The following is an 18,306-nucleotide window of genomic DNA, read 5'->3' as shown; positions in this document are numbered from 1 at the left end:
GAATACTCAGAAGAATAAACCCTGATGCGCTGTATGAAACGGTCTGCTAAAACCGACTGACAATGTAGGTCAGCCCTTGCATGATAATCGCTGCAAAAAAACAGGTCAATTGATCTGTTTAACCAATATTCAAAAAATGCCTAAAACTTATGTTAAAAAACGCATTCTAAAAAAATACAAACACATAGCATCTTAATGAGAGCAATGCTTCAAATACACACAACCATCATTTTGCCTGCGCCCACAGCAGGCTTTTTTTATTCATTTACAGGATTTATCACAATGAGTTTGCCATGCCCTTATTGCCGGTCTCGAGAGACGGTACAACTGCAATCCCCCCGACATTTACCCAGTACTTCAACCAATAATCCTATTTCAAATAGTGTGATGTCACCAATGGCACTTGCCACTTTGGGAGTCAGTGTTTCTAAAAGTCTAAATATTCCACCAATTGCAGGCGCAATTGTTGGGGTACTGATCGGCGGTATCTGGATGTTGATCACGGTTGAAGAACAGCAACAACCACTACACCCAACTTATTGCAGACAGTACTACTGCAATCACTGTGACCGCAGCTTTAGCCCAAATTTACGCAATTAAGTATTCAGCAAAATTTAAATCGAACCCTTTTACCCATTCAAAATTGATACAGGAATTATTCTTATGGCACATTTAGTTGAAACAATGGCATTCACAGGACAAACCCCTTGGCATGGCTTGGGTAATCAATTGACACCGAATCAACCTTTAGAGGTTTGGGCACAGCAGGCAGGGATGGATTGGCGGATTGAATCATCAGATGTTAGTTACATGGCTCAAAACCATCGAGGGCAGAGCATCATTATGCCCTTTGAAGAACAGCGCGTTTTATACCGTTCGGATACCCATGCACCCTTATCTGTGGTCAGCCAGCGCTTTCAGGAAGTGCAACCGATGGAAATTTTGGAGTTCTATCGAGACTTAACTGAACAATCGGGTTTTGAACTGGAAACTGCGGGTGTACTCAAAGGCGGCAAGAAATTCTGGGCATTGGCAAAGACTGGACAGACCTCAGCTTTAAAAGGAAAGGATGTTAGCAACGGCTACATTTTATTGGCGACTGCCTGTGATGGAACATTGGCAACGACAGCACAATTCACCTCTATTCGGGTGGTGTGTAACAATACTTTAGCCATCGCTTTACGTGGACAGCAAGGAAATACGGGTGTAGTCAAAGTTCCGCACAGTACCCGATTCAATGCAGAGAAAGTCAAACAGCAACTTGGTATCTCAGTTCGTGCATGGGATGAACACATGTATGAAATGAAGCAATTGAGTCAACGTAAAGTGACTCAACAAGAAGCTGCCGCTTATTTTGATGCAGTGTTTAACAATACCAGTCTGAGCATGGCTGAGCAGGATGAAAGTATTATTCAGTTCTATCGAAATGCTGCTATGCCGAATCATGCCAACTCATCTCGATCAGACAATAAAACAGAACCGAATGGACGTGCCATGTCAAAAGTCATGACCATGTTTAACGGACATGGACGTGGGGCAGAGCTCAGTTCAGTCAAAGATACGGCGTATGGATTATTATGCTCAATTACTGAATTCTGTGATCATGAACGTCGTGCCATGAGCAGAGATCATCGCCTGGACTCTGCATGGTTTGGTATGGGAGCAGCCATTAAACAACGAGGACTTGAACAAGCTTTAAGAATGGTGGCTTAAATCAAGATATCCATTCAGTTTGAATTAAGCTTAACGTCCTAATCTAAAACTACGGTAACAACCGTAGCAAGCAAAGCAATACCCTTTTGGCCACATCCTCAGATGTGGCTTTTTTTATGCCCAAAATTCAGCTTTTACGATTTTACCGATACAGGAATATTCTCTATGAATAGTTATACCCAAATTCAGAACACCCTAAATCATTCACCTTTACAGCCTTATCCCATCAAGATTGAAACAGAGCATAAGGTTGAGGTGGGCACACGAACCAAGAAAACACCAAAGAAAACTAGTCAACTACCTTCAGCAAAACGTCTTGCCAATACCAAAAAGCTAAACTACCAACAATGGCTAGAAGTCAGAAAACAGGGCATTGGCAGCAGTGATGCAGCAACGGCATGTGGACTCAATCCGTATATGTCAATGCTGGAATTATGGATGATCAAGACCGGTCGTATGCAGCAAAATATTGAAGACGAAAGTGCTGGTTATGCACCTTTATATTGGGGAAAACAACTTGAACCGTTAGTGGCCCAATACTACAGCATGCATACCAATCACAAAGTCCGTCGCGTCAATGCAGTACTTCAACATCCTGACGAAGACAAACACTTTATGCTGGCTAACTTGGATTATGCCGTGGTGGGGCATGAAGAAGTCCAGATCTTGGAGTGTAAAACAGTAGGTGAATACGGTTCAAAACTATGGCGGGATGGTGTACCGCTTTATGTTTTATGCCAGGTACAACATCAACTTGCAGTGACAGGAAAACAGGCAGCCCATATCTGTGCCTTGATCTGTGGACATGAAACCCGAATCTTTAAGGTCACGCGCAGTGAAACGGTAATCAAATATATTGTGGATGCAGAGCGTTACTTCTGGGAATGTGTAGAGAAGGATGTGCCACCTGATGTTGATGCATCTGAATCAGCAGCTAAAGCGCTACAACTTTTATATCCAGCCCATATACCACTCAGCACTACTGATCTATCTGAGGATGTCACAGCCAATCAGTGCTTTGAGCAACTACTGCAACAACGTCATTTGCTGGAGCAACACCAGAGCAGTTTTGATCAGTTGAAGCATCAAATCCAAATCAAGATGCAGGATTCAGAACGAGCCATATTTAAGGCAGGTTCAGTCACTTGGAAGAAATCGAAAGATTCAGTTAGCTTAGACAGTAAAGCCTTATTGCAACAGCATCCAGAGTTTCTACAACAGTTCCCACAAAACAAACAGGGCACACGTCGTTTCCAGATTTATACAGATGCTGATTAATCCAACCGAATTAGCCTAAGCAAATCCTTTCGAACTTCCACATTACTTTCCCAAATCCCATTTCATCAAAAAAGCGCAAAACAGCCCCCGTCGCCAGCAAGTACCGTGAAGTACTTACTGACGACTAAATGGACTGTTCTGCGCTGAATTTATGCATTTAAAAAATGTTTGCTTCTTACACATATCAAAGGGGCAAACGTTAAAAATTACCGCAGAGGAAAACAACATGATTAAAGGTTTAGCAATCACGCCACCCGTATTAGGTCGTATCAGTATTGGTAAGATCATCGAGAAAAATGGCAAGCGTGTCCCTGAAAAGGATGACCAGTTCACCATTACCAGCCAAATCCAGAACAAGGATGGCTGGGTAAAACACCCACTTGATGAGCAGTTACGTGCTAAGGCACAAAATCAAAAACTCAGAATAATTCCAGTACGGATGATCTTTAATGATCCTGAACTCAACTTACGCGCTGAGTACACCTTATTTGATCGACAAACTGGTCGACCAATTTGTACAGGTAATGGAGATACCTGCCAGCGATTTGGACAAAACGGGGTTGAACAACACCCATGTCCCTCACCTGATTTATGTCCTTTGGCCCAAGGTGGGCAGTGTAAGCCTTATGGCAGACTGTACGTCAACTTAGATGAATCGGATGAGTTGGGCACATTCATTTTTAGAACCACAGGTTTTAATAGTATCCGGACTTTGGCAGCACGGCTTCGTTACTATCATGCTGCTTCTGGTGATTTGCTTTCATGCCTGCCATTGCAACTGACTTTACGTGGGAAAAGCACGACGCAAAGTTATCGAACACCAATTTACTATGTGGACTTAACCCTACGTGATGGAGTAAATCTTAATGATGCTATTACTTCAGCCAAGCAAATGGATGAGCAAAGTAAGGCAACAGGTTTTTATCAGGAAGCTTTGGATCATGTAGCACGACAGGGTTATGGCAATGCTAATTTTGAGATAGAAGCAGAGGAGGGCTTGGATATTATTGAAGAGTTCTATATGGATGAAGCGAATTCAAAGCAGCGTCAGCAATCTAATGATTTAACACATGTTCAGGACATCCAGAAAGGGTTGCAGCAGTCGGTACAAGCTCTCAACTAGAATGAGTTTAATTAGAAAAGAGTATTCGTACTCTTTTTTTTTGCAGTTTTGGTAATAGATTCGAACATATTCATTCTTGAATGTTGAAGAGATGGATTTACTTTAATAAAGCTTTTTAGTATTTTGTTAACAAATCAGTAGTATGTCCATCGCCATGCGTTCAAGTAGGTTGTCTAAGCTTATACTCGCATTTGTCCTGTTTTTGTTTACGATAACAATTACGGGGATTCATGCGTGGGCGCCTGTCTTACTTGAAAATATAGAACACCAACATGAATTAAGCATTGTTGTGGAAGATGATGCCTCTAGTCATTGGTCTTTGCAGCACTCAGGTGATTCTTTTACAAGTACTATTGATCATGATGTAGAAACACACACTTGGAAGAATTTTGATGAGCCAATCTATCATCACTCAGTAAAACCAATTTCTTCTGATAGTGATCTAAGCATAGATCCAGTCTTTATTCTGAGTTTCGCACTTCCACTAGTTTTATTCTTTTTCCAGCTTTTTGAAAAGCCTGTTTATCGAGCCTTTTTAAAGCGGCGATCCCCTCTAATATTTAGTAATTCTTATACCTACTCTAAAGACTTAATCGTCCTACGTAATTGATCTTTCTATACAAAAATTAATTTTAATTTTTTTGTATAGGTAAAGTCATGTCTAAAAAATATCAGATATTTCTTACCTGTGGATTTGTAGCAACAGCAGCAAATGTATTCGCAGAAACGAATTATGCTGAACTACAAAAGCAGGTAATCGCAAGTGATGCTGTACTCAATAGCTTACAGCAGTCCGAGCAAGCTTATGAAATCAATCAAAAGTTTGCTGGTAGATTAAATAATCCAACTTTCAATGTGGAGTTGGATAATCTCGGTAATTCTAAACTGAAGGATTTGGATGGCCCAACAACCTTATTGGGACTGTCACAAGAGATTCCTCTTAGTAATAAACTTTCCTTGAGAAAACAGATTGCGAGTTTTCAAGGTGATCGTAATCAGTTCGAAATAGCAAAGCGTCAGGCTGAACTCAAAGCAGATTTAAGAATCTGTATGGCGAACTGGTATGTAGCTACTCAGCGTGCTGAAATTTATTCTTCTGAGAGTAAATTGAATGCCAGACAAGCTAACGTTCTTTCCGAACGGCTTAAGTACGGGCGAGTAATTCCTTCCGATGCTCAACTAAGCATAGCACTTTCTTCTGAATCGAAATTGCGCCATCAAAATGAAGTGAAGAAGATTCAGTTCCAGAAAAATCTATGCACTAAGTTCACTTCCAACCTGCCAAGTAATGCATTGGAGGTTCCGCTAAGCTTTAATTTCACAAACAAAATAAGTTTGTCTGAGCAAGAAGCAATGCTGAGTTCAAAACTGAAAAAGACTCAGTTTGAACTGGCCCGTAAAGAAGCAATACCTGATATTACTTTGGGAGTCGGGGTTAGGAACTACCAAGAAACCAATGACAAAGTTTTCCAAGTTTCGACGTCAATACCTCTCAATATCTTTAATCGAAATAAGGGCAATATTGCGATTGCTCAAGCAGAGCATACGAAAGCAGAAACACAGTCTGTGCTTGTGAGTCGTAACTCTAAAATTGAATTGGAAAACAAATCTATTGAGGTTTCCAATTTAATTGATGCGATTAAGCAATACGATCAAACAGTTTTGCCCGCAACAAATGAAAGTCTGCGAATTGCAGAGATGGGTTACCAAGCAGGGAAAAACTCTTTACTTGAGTTCAATAACATCAAGCAAATTTGGCTAGACAAACATCTTGCTCGATTCGATTTGTGGTTGGCTTTGCAGACAGAAATTGCAGAAGTCGAGCGCAACTACATTACTAATTTAGATCAAGAATAGGGGCAAGAATATGAATAAACAAACCAATACATTGATTGCAACTGGTGTCGTTGCCTTACTTATCGTCTTATGTGCTATTGCTTGGTATAAAACTGGTAATAAGACACAAGTGAGTGGACATGGTGAGGTCGCCGAAGAAAAAGTAGCTGTAGCTGGAGATGAGAAAGGACCTCACGGTGGTCGTTTGTATCGAGATGAAGATTTCTCTGCTGAGGTTAAGATATTTGAAGAAGGAGTGGAACCACACCTCCGTGTTTATGGGTATTTGAAAGACAAGCCGCTTAAACCTGAAGACTTAAAAGCGAATATATACATTAAGCGTTTGGATGCTGAGCAGAATATTCAATTTAAACCAGAGAGTGATTACTTGATTGGAAATGAAATTGTCTATGAGCCACATTCGTTTCTAATGGTTGTAAATGTCGATTATCAAGGGAAAAAACATACTTGGAAGTGGGATACGAAAGAAGGTCGTGTCACCATGTTAGACAGTAGTATTAAGAGCAGTGGTTTAGAACTCCTAAAAGTTGAACCAATGATGTTTGAAAATGCTTTGGAACTGAAAGGTGAATTGAAGTTTCCTGATAATTTTGAAAGCCTTGTTGCACCAAAAGCTAGTGGAACACTGATAAAAACCTACCGTAATATTGGGGATAAAGTAAGTCAAGGAGACTTACTTGCTGTTGTCCAAAGCCAAGATTTAATTCGTTTGAATGCGGATCGTAAAGTTGCTTTGGATACTCTACAGTTTGCTCGCCAAAAAATGGAACAAGAACGAGCATTATGGCAAAAGCGCGTATCACCTGAGATTGATTATATTTCTGCAAAGAGAGATTTTGATGCTGCTCAAACTCGTGCAAATGAGTTGAATAACTTAATAAGCTCTTATGGCGGTTCAGGTAATGGAACAGTTGAAGTTCGTGCAGCAATGTCAGGAACAATATTAGAAATCCTTGGTGCTGTTGGATCTAATGTAAGCGCTTCAACCCCTATTTTTAAAATCGCAAATACTTCGCAACTCTTGGCGGTAGTAAATGTTCCTGCTGACAAGCTTAATGCTATAAACCCTACAAACAGAGTCAAAGTTAAACCTCAAAGTCCGACAGGCACAGAAGAGGCATTGGGCAAGATCAAATATATTAGTGATGTCATCGATACTAAAACACGTACAGCGCAGGTATTTATTGAGATACCAAATCAGTTTAAGTGGCGTTCTGGACAGTTAATCACGGCTCAAATTTTTGAAAATCAAAGTCAAAAGCCAATGGTTGTACGTGAAGATGCGTTACAGAATTTCCGTGATTGGGACGTGGTATTCATTCGTGTTGGTAACGATTTTGAAGCTCGACCTTTGGAGCTTGGCGATAAATACAATGGGTATGTGGAAGTTAAATCTGGATTACGAATAGGACAGGTTTATGCCGCAGGAAATTCATATCTTTTAAAAGCAGAGCTAGGTAAATCTGGCGCTACTCATGACCATTAAGGGGAGTAGCGAATATGTTTGATCAGATTGTTAAACTCTCGATTAAGAATCGTTGGCTTGTACTTATCGTATTCCTATTTGTTGGTGCATTGGGGGCTTATAACTATTTTAAGCTACCAATTGATGCTGTTCCAGATATTACGAATGTACAAGTTCAGATTAATAGTGAAGCTCAAGGACTCTCTCCAATGGAGATGGAGTCTCAGGTGACTTATCCTATTGAAACGGCTTTGGCTGGTATTCCAAATTTAGACTATACCCGATCAGTCTCTCGGTATGGCCTGTCACAAGTGACGGCAATTTTCAAAGAAGGGACGGATATTTATTTTGCCCGACAATTAGTGAATGAGAAGCTACAAGGGGTGACACCAAATCTTCCCGTTGGAATTTCAACTTCTATGGGGCCTGTTTCTACAGGACTTGGCGAAATCTTCATGTATACCGTTGAAAATGCCAAGAATAATCCTAATCCACTTTCACCAACAGAATTACGTACCTTACAAGACTGGGTAATTAAACCTCAGCTTCGAAATGTAGAAGGTGTTAATGAAATCAATACCATTGGTGGTTATCTCAAACAATTTGTAGTTCAACCTGATTATGCTTATTTACGTAGCATAGGGCTGGATCAGAAAGTGATTTTAGAGGCTATCTCTAAGAACAGCATGAATAAAGGCTCGGGGTATATTGAGAAAAATGGTGAACAGTATTTAATTCGTTCTGATTCTCAAATTAACTCGATTGAGCAAATCCAGAATATCCCGATTACGACGAGCAATGGTTATATTCTCAGATTGAAAGATGTTGCCAAAATATCTATTGGTCACGAATTACGTACAGGTGCTGCAACTAAAGATGGGCAAGAAATTGTACTGGGTACAGCATTCATGCTTATCGGTGAGAACTCACGAAATGTTGCTCATGCTGTTGATCAAAAACTACAGCAAGTTCAAAAATCATTACCAGAAGGTGTAGAAGCAAAAGCTGTCTACAACCGTACAACTTTGGTTGATGCAACGATACAGACGGTGAAAAAGAATCTTTTAGAAGGTGCGATTCTGGTAATCGTTGTTCTGTTTGTATTTCTTGGTCATTTCCGTGCTGCGCTGATTACAGCTTTAGTTATTCCATTATCAATGTTGATGACAATCACAGGTATGGTGAACCAGAAAATTAGTGCCAACCTTATGAGTCTTGGGGCACTAGATTTCGGGATTATTGTAGATGGCGCTGTTGTAATTGTTGAGGCTTCCTTAGCAAAATTGGCAATTAAACAAAAAGAGCTTGGGCGAGTTTTAACAAGGCAAGAACGCTTTACGACTGTGTTTGAGGCGACTAAAGAATCCCGCAAAGCGATTCTCTATGGTCAATTGATCATTATCTTGGTGTATCTACCTGTAATGACTCTGACTGGTGTTGAAGGAAAGATGTTTACACCAATGGCTGCAACAGTGGTTATGGCTTTAGTGGCAGCAATGATTCTTTCAATTACATTTGTCCCTGCAATGGTGGCATTGGTCACTACCGGTGAAATTAAAGAAGAAGAGTCAAAAATCGTCCATGGCATCAAAAGATTTTATAACCCAATTTTAGATTGGTCTTTAAATCACAGATATTTGCTAATTGCTTTTGTCTCTATTTTCTTTGTTTTTAGTGCAAGTCTTTCGACTCGTTTAGGCTCAGAGTTTATACCTTCCTTGGATGAGGGAGATGTAGCACTACATGCCTTGCGTATTCCTGGCACGTCGTTGACTCAAGCAATTGAAATGCAATACACGTTAGAAAAAGAGATTAAGAAAATTCCAGAAGTTCAGACTATTTTTGCCAAAGTGGGGACTGCTGAAATTGCGACTGATCCTGTTCCACCTAACGTTGCAGATAACTTTGTCATGCTGAAACCTCGTAGTCAGTGGCCTAATCCTGATAAGGAAAAGTCTGCAGTTGTTGCTGAAATTGAACGCGTATCTAAAGGCGTATATGGAAACAATTATGAGTTTACACAGCCGATTCAAATGCGTTTTAACGAACTTATTTCAGGTGTCCGAACAGATGTTGCCGTAAAAATTTATGGTGATGATTTGGAACAGTTGCTTGAATCAGCAAACGCTGCCGCTAAGATTTTAGAGGGAGTCAATGGTACTGCTGATCTTAAAGTCGAGCAGATGTCTGGTTTACCCATGGTTTCTGTTGAGCTGAAAAAAGACATGATTGCCAACTATGGGCTTGATGCAGAGGATGTACAAAAACAGGTTTCTAGTCTAATTACAGGCGAGACAGCAGGTAAGGTGTTTGAAGGAGATCGAAAGTTCGACATTGTGGTACGCATGGACCAAAACTCGGTAACAGACCTAGAGAAGCTTTATCAGATTCCTGTGAGGTTAGCTGATGGTTCGAGTGTTCTTTTATCGGAATTGATCGAGTTAAAAAATGTTCAAGGACCAAACCAGATTTCTCGCGAAAATGGTAAACGTCGTATCGTCATTACAGCAAATGTTCGTGGAACTGATATTGGTAGTTACATTTCAGAAGCACAATCTAAGCTGAATGCTGATTTTAAATTACCAGATGGCTATTGGCTGACCTGGGGCGGTACGTTTGAGCAAATGGAATCTGCTTCAAATCGTCTTATGGTTGTAGTACCGATTGCTTTAATTCTGATCTTTGCCATGATCTATATGGCTTTAGGTAATGTTAGAAACAGTATCTTGGTTTTCACAGGTGTGCCATTTGCATTAACAGGTGGTGTGATTGCTTTAGCACTACGTGATATTCCATTCTCAATTTCTGCAGCTGTAGGTTTTATTGCCTTATCGGGTGTTGCTGTGCTGAATGGCTTGGTTCTTGTCTCGGCCATTCAACGACTTAGAATTCAAGGTGAAAGTGTCATTGATGCAGTGAAACACGGTGCAATGGAAAGACTCCGTCCCGTGTTGATTACAGCTTTGGTCGCTTCATTAGGTTTTATTCCGATGGCCTTAAACGTAGGCATTGGCTCTGAAGTTCAGCGCCCGATTGCAACTGTCGTTATTGGTGGGATTATTTCATCAACTTTACTGACTTTGATTATTTTGCCGACCTTATATGTGTGGTTTAACCAAGGTAGGTCAAGAAAATCAAACGATGCCACTGAACAGGTTGTTTAGGGGCATCTTTAATGACAAATATATTGCGAGATAAACAAAGCAAATTTGTGATGATGTGGCTAGTCTGCATGATCAGTCTCGCTTTATGTTTGCACTTTAATGAGCATGTAACTGAAAATGAATTTCAGAGACACGTTTCAATTGATGCAATTCACTCTCACCATCATGAGATAAGCCAACAACATTCACATAGTCACCAAGATAATTACTATGAACATTTTGTTGGCTATGACGCACTTAAATCGACCGTTTTAGCCCATCTCTTAAAGGGGATGTCGATTCTAGATTGGTCAAAAGAATATGTTTATCTGATAGTGAGTCGTATTTTTAAACCGCCCAAAAAGTTAATGGATTTTCAATTCATTTTAAATTTTGGAGTTTGATATACATGCAAATTATTGCTTCACACATTGTGAAATTAAGTGCTTACATAAAGCTATTACTTGCTTTATTCATTACATTGGTAAGTCCTACACTTTTTGCTCATGGAGTAGCAGAAGGTGATAAGGGCTATATTCAAGAAATTTATGGCGTTCATGTAATTCCATTCATCTATTTGGGTGCGAAGCATATGGTCACTGGATATGACCATCTATTATTTCTTGTTGGCATTATCTTCTTTTTATATCGAATGAAAGATATCGGCTTATACGTCAGCCTATTTGCACTTGGGCATTCGATTACGATGCTAGTAGGTGTTTATTACAACATCTCGATAAACGCCTATATCATTGATGCAATCATTGGTTTTTCAATTGTTTATAAGGCTCTTGATAACTTGGGGGCTTATCAACGTTGGTTTGGTTTTCAACCAAACACGAAAATCGCGACTTTAATTTTTGGTCTGATTCATGGTTTTGGACTCGCAGTAAAAATTCAGGAATATGAAGTTCCGAGTGATGGACTGTTGGCAAATTTAATCTCATTCAATATTGGGGTTGAATTAGGTCAGTTTATGGCTCTGTGCATCATCTTGTTATTAATGACGTTTTGGAGAAAGACACCTTATTTCTTTAAAACAGCTTATCAAAGCAATGTCTTCCTCATGTTCCTCGGTTTTTTACTTGTTGGCTATCAACTTACTGGCTTCATTACTCAATAAGGATCTAAATTATGTATAACGCTGAAATTCCAAAAGATATCGAATTACCTTCATCAAAAAAGTTAATTAAATCAACAGCAATTGCTGCCGTAAGTGCCGTTGTTGTGCTAGTTACCTGTGTCATGCCTGCGGAGTATGCAATTGATCCGACAGGTATGGGTAAAGTGCTTGGTTTAACGAAAATGGGAGAAATCAAACAATCACTAGCTGAAGAGTCAGAAAATGGTATCAATGCTGCACAGGCAGTGAATAGTGTTGAACAAATATCAGTAGAAACTTCGACTCAAATAGCGGCTGATAATGCTCAAATGATTATGCCTGCTATTAATAAAGAGAGCATTAGTATTGAGCTTAAACCGGGCCAAGCAACTGAAGTGAAACTGACAATGCCACAAAGTGCCAGTGTCAACTTTGATTGGAAAGCTGTAGGAGGCGGTCTTAACTATGATACTCATGGTGATCCAGTGAATGCTCCTAAAGGGTTCTATCATGGCTATGGCAAAGGAAAGAATGAGACAACTCAGCAGGGCGTCTTAAAGGCAGCTTTTGATGGCAAACATGGTTGGTTCTGGCGTAACCGTACTGAAAATCCAGTGACTGTAACTCTACTTGTAGAAGGGCAGTTTAGTGAAATGAAGAAAGTCTTTTAAGTTTTGATCAATCTCCTTGGAATAATATTCCAAGGAGATTGAATTGCTAAAGAAGTCAGGTTCTAAAAGGAATCCATAAGATGCTAGAAGTACTAAAAAACACAACATATCGGCATTTGTTTTTGGCCCAAGTAATAGCACTAATCGGAACGGGGTTAATCACAATCGCTCTAGCTTTACAGGCCTACGATATTGCAAAGGGAGAAGCAGCCCAAGTTCTCGGTATTGCATTGGCAATTAAGATGATTGCTTATATCGGTGTAGCACCTATAGCATCTGCATTTGCTGAGAGATTACCAAGAAAACAAGTATTGGTTGGACTAGATGTTATTCGAGCATTAACAGCATTGTGTCTACCGTTTGTAACGCAAATTTGGCAAATTTATATTCTCATTTTTATTTTGCAATCTGCTTCTGCTGCATTTACACCAACATTTCAGGCAATGATTCCAGATGTTCTTCCTGAAGAAAAAGACTATACCAATGCTTTGTCATTGTCTCGCTTAGCCTATGATTTGGAAAATATTATCAGTCCAATGCTGGCAGGTTTCTTACTCACTGTCATGAGCTACCATAATCTGTTTTTAGGGACAGTATTAGGTTTTATCGGTTCTGCTTTGTTTGTGGTAAGTGCAAAATTACCAGTTGCCAAAGTACCTGAATTTAGAGCTGTTTATAGTCGTATAAAGCAGGGAGCTAAAATTTATTTTAATACGCCAAGACTTAAAGCGTTGCTTGCTTTAAATCTAGCAATTGCATCGGCGAGTGCGGTTGTGATTGTAAATACTGTTGTACTGGTTCAATCGACATTTAAACTTACTGAAAATGCAACGACATGGGCATTTGGTTTATTTGGTCTTGGATCAATGTTATCGGCTTTTGTTTTGCCAAAGATATTGGATAAATTTCCTGATCGATCAGTTATGTTGACTGGTACAACAATTCTTGTAATCGGGCTGTTAAGTGGTTATTTCATTACATCTTATAATGGTTTGCTTGCACTTTGGTTTGTACTTGGTATTGGATATTCTGTTTCACAAACACCTACAGGCCGTTTAATTCGCAAGTCTGCATCGAGTGAGAATAGAACCTCACTGTTTGCCGCACAATTTGCTTTCTCTCATGCTTGTTGGTTAATTACTTATCCATTAGTTGGATGGTTAAGTACCAATATAGGCACAATACAGACTTTTATTCCGATGGCTGTTATTGCGATTATTGCTCTCATTCTTGCATTACGCTTATGGACAACTAAAGATGAAGATTTTCTAGCACATAGCCATGATGATTTACCCGCAGACCACGATCATGTGGTTCAGCACCAAGTCAATGGTGTACATGTGCATGAGTATGTGATTGATGACTATCATCAAAAGTGGCCTAAATAATTCTTTTCGACTAATGGCTTAGAAGTAACCCGTTTATTTGTTGTACAATTTCAAACTTGTTTTATCGTTCAATAAAAAAGGGGAACAACATGAAAAAACTAATCTTTGTATGTTTAATGGGGCTTGCGGTAACAAATGCTTTTGCTCATTCAGGTGGTACTGATTCTTCAGGCTGCCATACAAATAGCAAGACAGGGGATCGTCACTGCCATTAATAATAAAAAGTGAGTAGAGCATAATGTTCTACTCACTTTGAATAACGATCTAATAACAATAAGTATTTTTGCATTTCTTCTTCATCAAAATTTTGGTCTCCTTTTAGTACATGTTCTCTTAAATGTTGCTCTAGCAGTTGCTGCATTAACCCATTAACAGCACCTTTAATTGCTGCAACTTGTTGTAAAACATCAAGACAGGAGCTTTCTGGCGTCAAAAGTGACTTTTCTACAGATGCAACTTGTCCTTGAATCCGTTTAATGCGATTAAAAATTTTTTTATCTTGATGCAAATGAGACATGATTTTTCCTTAAAAAAATATATACTGGGGGGGAGTATCTTGGAAAGATAAAACTTATGCAACTTCATAGTAACTTGGATCGCTATCATTCTCATCAATTTGATGAGGGAAATCCCTTAGCTCAAAAAAAGATTCTTATCGCTACGATCTTAACAGCGATAATGATGGTACTAGAAATTTTTGGTGGTTGGATTTTTAATTCAATGGCGCTGCTTGCAGATGGTTGGCATATGAGTTCACATATGGTGGCTCTAGGCTTGGCCTATTTTGCGTATCGAATGGCTCGTCATTATGCTCATGACAAAAGATTTAGCTTTGGTACTTGGAAAATTGAAATTTTAGCAGGTTATAGCAGTGCCATTATTTTAATGGTAGTCGCGATATTAATGGGAATTCAGTCCATTGATCGTTTAATGAACCCTGTAAATATTCACTATAATGAAGCGATTCCTATTGCTATTGTTGGTTTATTAGTAAATATAATTTGTGCATGGTTATTGCACGATGGTGGAGACCATCACCATCACCATGGTCATGATGACCACCATCATGATCATCATCATGATTTAAATCAAAAAGCAGCTTTTATTCATGTAGTGGCTGATGCGGTGACTTCTGTACTTGCAATTGTGGCTCTTATTGCAGGTAAATATTTTGGTTGGAATTTCTTGGATGCTTTACTTGGTATTGTTGGCGCAATTCTAGTTGCAAAATGGTCATGGGGTTTGTTGAGTGAAACTGGAAAGACTTTACTTGATGCAGAAATGTCGCATCCTGTTGTAGATGAAATTAGAGAAGTTGTTGATCAGTTTACTCAAGTTAAAATTACTGATTTACACGTTTGGAAAGTTGGGAAAGGGAAATTTTCATGTATCTTGGCTTTAGAGAGTACAGGTATTGATTTAACGCCTGATGTTGTAAAGAAAGCACTTTCTATTCATGAAGAAATTGTTCATGCGAGTGTAGAAATTCATTTTATTTAATAGGTTTTTAATTAAGAGGAGCTTTTAAAGCTCCTCTTAATTTTTAGGCTCCAATGTATAGAATCAAACCACATAAGGCAGCGGCAAGAATCACATACATGACTTTGACTTCAAAATGGAACAAGGCAATAAATGCCGCTATTGCAATGAATGCTGCTTCATAGTTGAAAGGATGATTGAATCCATTTGGCCATAAGACGTGATAGCTAAAGAAAAGTGCTAAGTTTAGTATCACACCGACAACAGCAGCAGTGATTGCTGTTAAAGGCGCTGTAAACTTTAGTTCATTGTGAGTTGATTCAATAACAGGAGCGCCAGCTAGAATGAAAATGAATGAAAATAGAAACGTAAACCAAGTGACGATTACTGCACCAATTGCACCCGCTAGAAATAAATGCTCGCTACCTAATAATGCATGATTATAACCGCCTAAAAAACCTACGAATGCAACAACCATGATCAATGGACCAGGGGTGCTTTCTCCTAGAGCTAAGCCGTCAATCATTTGTGTTGGTCCTAACCAGCCATAAAAATTTACAGCACCTTGATACACGTAGGGTAATACAGCATAAGCTCCACCAAATGTCAGCAGCGCTGCTTTAGTAAAGAACCAAGCCATTTGTGTATAGGCATGATCCCATCCCAAGGTTAGAGTCAAACCTATAATGGGCGTAAACCATAAAATTGCACCTATAAATAATATTTTTCCTAAGTGCTTCCAACTAAATATGGCATGTTCTGGGGTTGGAGTATCATCATCAATTAATGCTGGGCCATAATCTTTTTTACCTTGCTGATGTGAACTTCCACCCGTAAAAAAGCTTGGATATTTTTTACTTGCCAAGTATCCAATGATTGCAGCGCTTAGAACAATTAAAGGAAACGGAAGGTTAAAGAAAAAGATAGCAACGAATGCAAGTGCAGCAATTGCCCATAAAAACTTATTCTTTAATGATCGGCTGCCAATCCGGTAAGTTGCATGAAAGACGATAGCAACAACAGCTGGTTTGATTCCATAAAAGAGACCAGCAATGATAGGAACATCACCAAACTTTACATAGACCCATGAAAGGGCGATCAGGATAAATAAAGAAGGTAAAACGAATAAGACACCTGCAACAATACCACCTATAGTCCTGTGCATTAACCAACCTATGTAGGTTGCTAATTGTTGAGCTTCAGGTCCAGGTAATAACATGCAGTAGTTGAGAGCGTGTAAGAAACGTTTTTCGGAAATCCAACGTTTTTGTTCAACAAGTTCTTGGTGCATGACAGCGATTTGTCCCGCTGGCCCACCAAAACTAATAAATCCCAATTTAAGCCAAAATAAGAAGGCTTGCCAAAAATGAACTGGCTGTGCTGGCTCATCGGGTGCAGCGGCTTGTTCTTGTTCCATGATTATTCTCTTGATAGGTTGGCATATAAGCCATCGAAAATGTGATTCGATAATGCAAATAATTGGTCATCGTCACTTATCTGACTTCGAATTCCTTGAATAACTTTTTCAATACCGATTGCTTCGGGAGGTTCAATCCCACCTACATCAAGGTAATGAACAATTTCAGCGATTTTCTTTAATGCGGGTGTTTCTAGATCAAAACTATGTAAAAGAACTTCGAAGGTCACCCAATGATTGATATGACTGAAAGTTGCACCATCAAAATCGAATCCAAATGCTTCTTTTGGGCAGTCCCTTGGTGTTTCTAACCAAATGAATGTTGGTGAGGTATCAATAAATGTCTTTATTAGCCATGCAGAGGCTAGGCGATCAATCCAAGGTCTTTTACGTGTTGCCCAAATTCTATTTTGATAACTAGCTTTATCTAGAAGTTGAATGTGAGCTTGTATTGCTTGAGGCTCATTCACTTCACCAAGACGTGCAATTGAAAGTTCTAATGAAGATAGCTCATTTAAAACCTGTGCTTGAGTCTCATCGGGGTAATAGTCAATTTCTACCAGTGCATCGATACTTTTTCTTAATTTCCGGATTTGCTTGAGCAGCTCTTTCTTTTCATCTTTGGTCTGCCGATCTCTTAATTCAGACAGTTGTTTATAGAGGATATCGTATTCTTCTTTCCGACTGAAAAAAGGAGCAAGCTCAAGATTTAAGGGTTGCTCTGCATGAAATATATAAGCAGTTCCTTGTTCTGAAATAACATCATTAGCAATAGGTTCAAACTTTGCACTATGAGAAATAGGGAGCAAATAGACGCCATCTCTTAGAATTGCCGCGCCGCTTGCTTTGAGAGATCGCCAGACTCTCATACGAGTGGTTGTGTTCTGCGTAGGCAATGAGGATATGAGTAAGGATATTTTCATGTAATATACTAAACTTATTTGTTTATTATATTACATTATTTTTTTTATACTACAAATATGAAGAACTGATTTCTTATATTAGAATTAATATTAAGACGAGCAGTGGATAAGTTTTGATGAAAGTAGAGTTAAAGTTGAGAACCATGTGATGTGTTGGAGATACTAGTCTATTGTGCTGAAAAAAGCTCAGTAGTATGAATGATCTTCAACGATCATGAATCGAACCTACAAGCAAAGTACAGCCTATTTGACAGACAAACAGGGCATTTAATCTGTACAAGCAATGATGAAACCTGTCAGTGATTGGGAAAAATGGGATTGAACAGCATCCATGCCCATCCCCTGATTTATGTTCATTGAATCAGGGTGGATTATGCAAGCCATATCGTAGACTCTACGGCAACTTTGATGGTTCGGTACAATCATCTTTAGAACCACTGGCTTTAATTGCATTCGTACCTAAGTCGCTTGATTTCGTTATTATTAAGCAATCAGGTGATCTGCATGACTTTCATGCCATTGCAGTTGATCTTAAGAGGTAATAATACTTCTAAGGGTATCGCATTTCGATTTAATACGTGGATCTAACATTACGTGATAGTATTAATTTATTTTGAGCAATATATACTTCTGATATTAATTTAGATTAAAAGCAATTAAATAAGATATTTAAAGATTGCCGAACTTTTAATTGATTGGTAATCTCAATTTAATAAACAGTATAAACCTAGTTTAACTAGGACATTA

General features: G+C 39.0%; 17 protein-coding genes and 1 pseudogene. 15 read left to right on the top strand and 3 right to left on the bottom strand.

Going from position 1 to position 18,306, the window contains the following annotated elements; all coding sequences use genetic code 11:
- Positions 1-282 precede the first annotated feature (282 nt).
- The 13 genes from I9192_RS14800 to I9192_RS14740 all read left to right on the top strand — a co-directional run bounded on the left by I9192_RS14800 (position 283) and on the right by I9192_RS14740 (position 13,955).
- The gene (locus tag I9192_RS14800; RefSeq protein WP_151793831.1) at positions 283-600 is read left to right on the top strand and encodes a hypothetical protein; all 318 of its coding nucleotides are present in this window, start codon (positions 283-285) and stop codon (positions 598-600) included.
- 63 nt (positions 601-663) lie between these two features.
- On the top strand, positions 664-1,713 hold the full coding sequence (locus tag I9192_RS14795) for a DUF932 domain-containing protein (protein ID WP_151793832.1): 1,050 nt from the start codon (positions 664-666) through the stop codon (positions 1,711-1,713).
- Positions 1,714-1,878: 165 nt separating this feature from the next.
- A complete protein-coding gene (locus tag I9192_RS14790) occupies positions 1,879-2,991 on the top strand; it encodes a YqaJ viral recombinase family nuclease (RefSeq protein ID WP_151793833.1) in 1,113 nt (370 codons plus the stop codon).
- A gap of 226 nt (positions 2,992-3,217) precedes the next feature.
- Positions 3,218-4,114, top strand: coding sequence for a recombination directionality factor (locus I9192_RS14785; protein WP_151793834.1), 897 nt, complete (start codon positions 3,218-3,220; stop codon positions 4,112-4,114).
- Between the two features lie 154 nt (positions 4,115-4,268).
- Positions 4,269-4,724: a hypothetical protein gene (locus tag I9192_RS14780; protein ID WP_151813060.1), complete on the top strand. Its 456-nt coding sequence runs from the start codon at positions 4,269-4,271 to the stop codon at positions 4,722-4,724.
- Positions 4,725-4,771: 47 nt separating this feature from the next.
- Entirely contained in the window at positions 4,772-5,971 is a 1,200-nt protein-coding gene (locus I9192_RS14775; RefSeq protein WP_151793545.1) for a TolC family protein, read from the top strand.
- Between the two features lie 10 nt (positions 5,972-5,981).
- Complete coding sequence (locus I9192_RS14770; protein ID WP_151793544.1) at positions 5,982-7,457, top strand: efflux RND transporter periplasmic adaptor subunit; 1,476 nt, start codon at positions 5,982-5,984, stop codon at positions 7,455-7,457.
- Positions 7,458-7,471: 14 nt separating this feature from the next.
- Positions 7,472-10,600, top strand: coding sequence for an efflux RND transporter permease subunit (locus I9192_RS14765; RefSeq protein ID WP_151793543.1), 3,129 nt, complete (start codon positions 7,472-7,474; stop codon positions 10,598-10,600).
- A gap of 11 nt (positions 10,601-10,611) precedes the next feature.
- Positions 10,612-10,983, top strand: coding sequence for a hypothetical protein (locus I9192_RS14760; RefSeq protein WP_151793542.1), 372 nt, complete (start codon positions 10,612-10,614; stop codon positions 10,981-10,983).
- 5 nt (positions 10,984-10,988) lie between these two features.
- Positions 10,989-11,702, top strand: coding sequence for a HupE/UreJ family protein (locus tag I9192_RS14755; RefSeq protein WP_004828379.1), 714 nt, complete (start codon positions 10,989-10,991; stop codon positions 11,700-11,702).
- Between the two features lie 11 nt (positions 11,703-11,713).
- Positions 11,714-12,352 carry a transmembrane anchor protein gene (locus I9192_RS14750; protein WP_151793541.1) on the top strand — a complete coding sequence of 213 codons (639 nt, stop codon included), beginning with the start codon at positions 11,714-11,716 and terminating at the stop codon, positions 12,350-12,352.
- A gap of 80 nt (positions 12,353-12,432) precedes the next feature.
- Positions 12,433-13,740 carry an MFS transporter gene (locus tag I9192_RS14745; RefSeq protein WP_151793540.1) on the top strand — a complete coding sequence of 436 codons (1,308 nt, stop codon included), beginning with the start codon at positions 12,433-12,435 and terminating at the stop codon, positions 13,738-13,740.
- Positions 13,741-13,829: 89 nt separating this feature from the next.
- The gene (locus I9192_RS14740; protein ID WP_016541229.1) at positions 13,830-13,955 is read left to right on the top strand and encodes a YHYH domain-containing protein; all 126 of its coding nucleotides are present in this window, start codon (positions 13,830-13,832) and stop codon (positions 13,953-13,955) included.
- Between the two features lie 32 nt (positions 13,956-13,987).
- Here the strand turns inward: I9192_RS14740 and I9192_RS14735 are convergent, their stop codons facing one another.
- On the bottom strand, positions 13,988-14,257 hold the full coding sequence (locus tag I9192_RS14735) for a metal/formaldehyde-sensitive transcriptional repressor (protein WP_151793539.1): 270 nt from the start codon (positions 14,255-14,257) through the stop codon (positions 13,988-13,990).
- 56 nt (positions 14,258-14,313) lie between these two features.
- Here I9192_RS14735 and dmeF point away from each other — a divergent pair, with 56 nt between their 5' ends.
- Positions 14,314-15,240 carry a CDF family Co(II)/Ni(II) efflux transporter DmeF gene (dmeF, locus tag I9192_RS14730; protein ID WP_151793538.1) on the top strand — a complete coding sequence of 309 codons (927 nt, stop codon included), beginning with the start codon at positions 14,314-14,316 and terminating at the stop codon, positions 15,238-15,240.
- A 43-nt stretch (positions 15,241-15,283) separates the two neighbouring features.
- Here the strand turns inward: dmeF and chrA are convergent, their stop codons facing one another.
- Entirely contained in the window at positions 15,284-16,636 is a 1,353-nt protein-coding gene (chrA, locus tag I9192_RS14725; protein ID WP_151793537.1) for a chromate efflux transporter, read from the bottom strand.
- 2 nt (positions 16,637-16,638) lie between these two features.
- Entirely contained in the window at positions 16,639-17,559 is a 921-nt protein-coding gene (locus I9192_RS14720; RefSeq protein WP_151793536.1) for a chromate resistance protein ChrB domain-containing protein, read from the bottom strand.
- Between the two features lie 198 nt (positions 17,560-17,757).
- On the opposite strand from I9192_RS14720, the pseudogene I9192_RS22375 reads away from it, so the two are divergent.
- A pseudogene (locus tag I9192_RS22375) lies at positions 17,758-18,170 on the top strand (recombination directionality factor); the annotation flags it as partial.
- Between the last annotated feature and the right edge of the window lie 136 nt (positions 18,171-18,306).

Source organism: Acinetobacter bereziniae, assembly GCF_016576965.1.
Classification (GTDB): Bacteria; Pseudomonadota; Gammaproteobacteria; order Pseudomonadales; family Moraxellaceae; genus Acinetobacter; species Acinetobacter bereziniae.
This window is presented reverse-complemented; position numbering and strand designations above follow the sequence as displayed.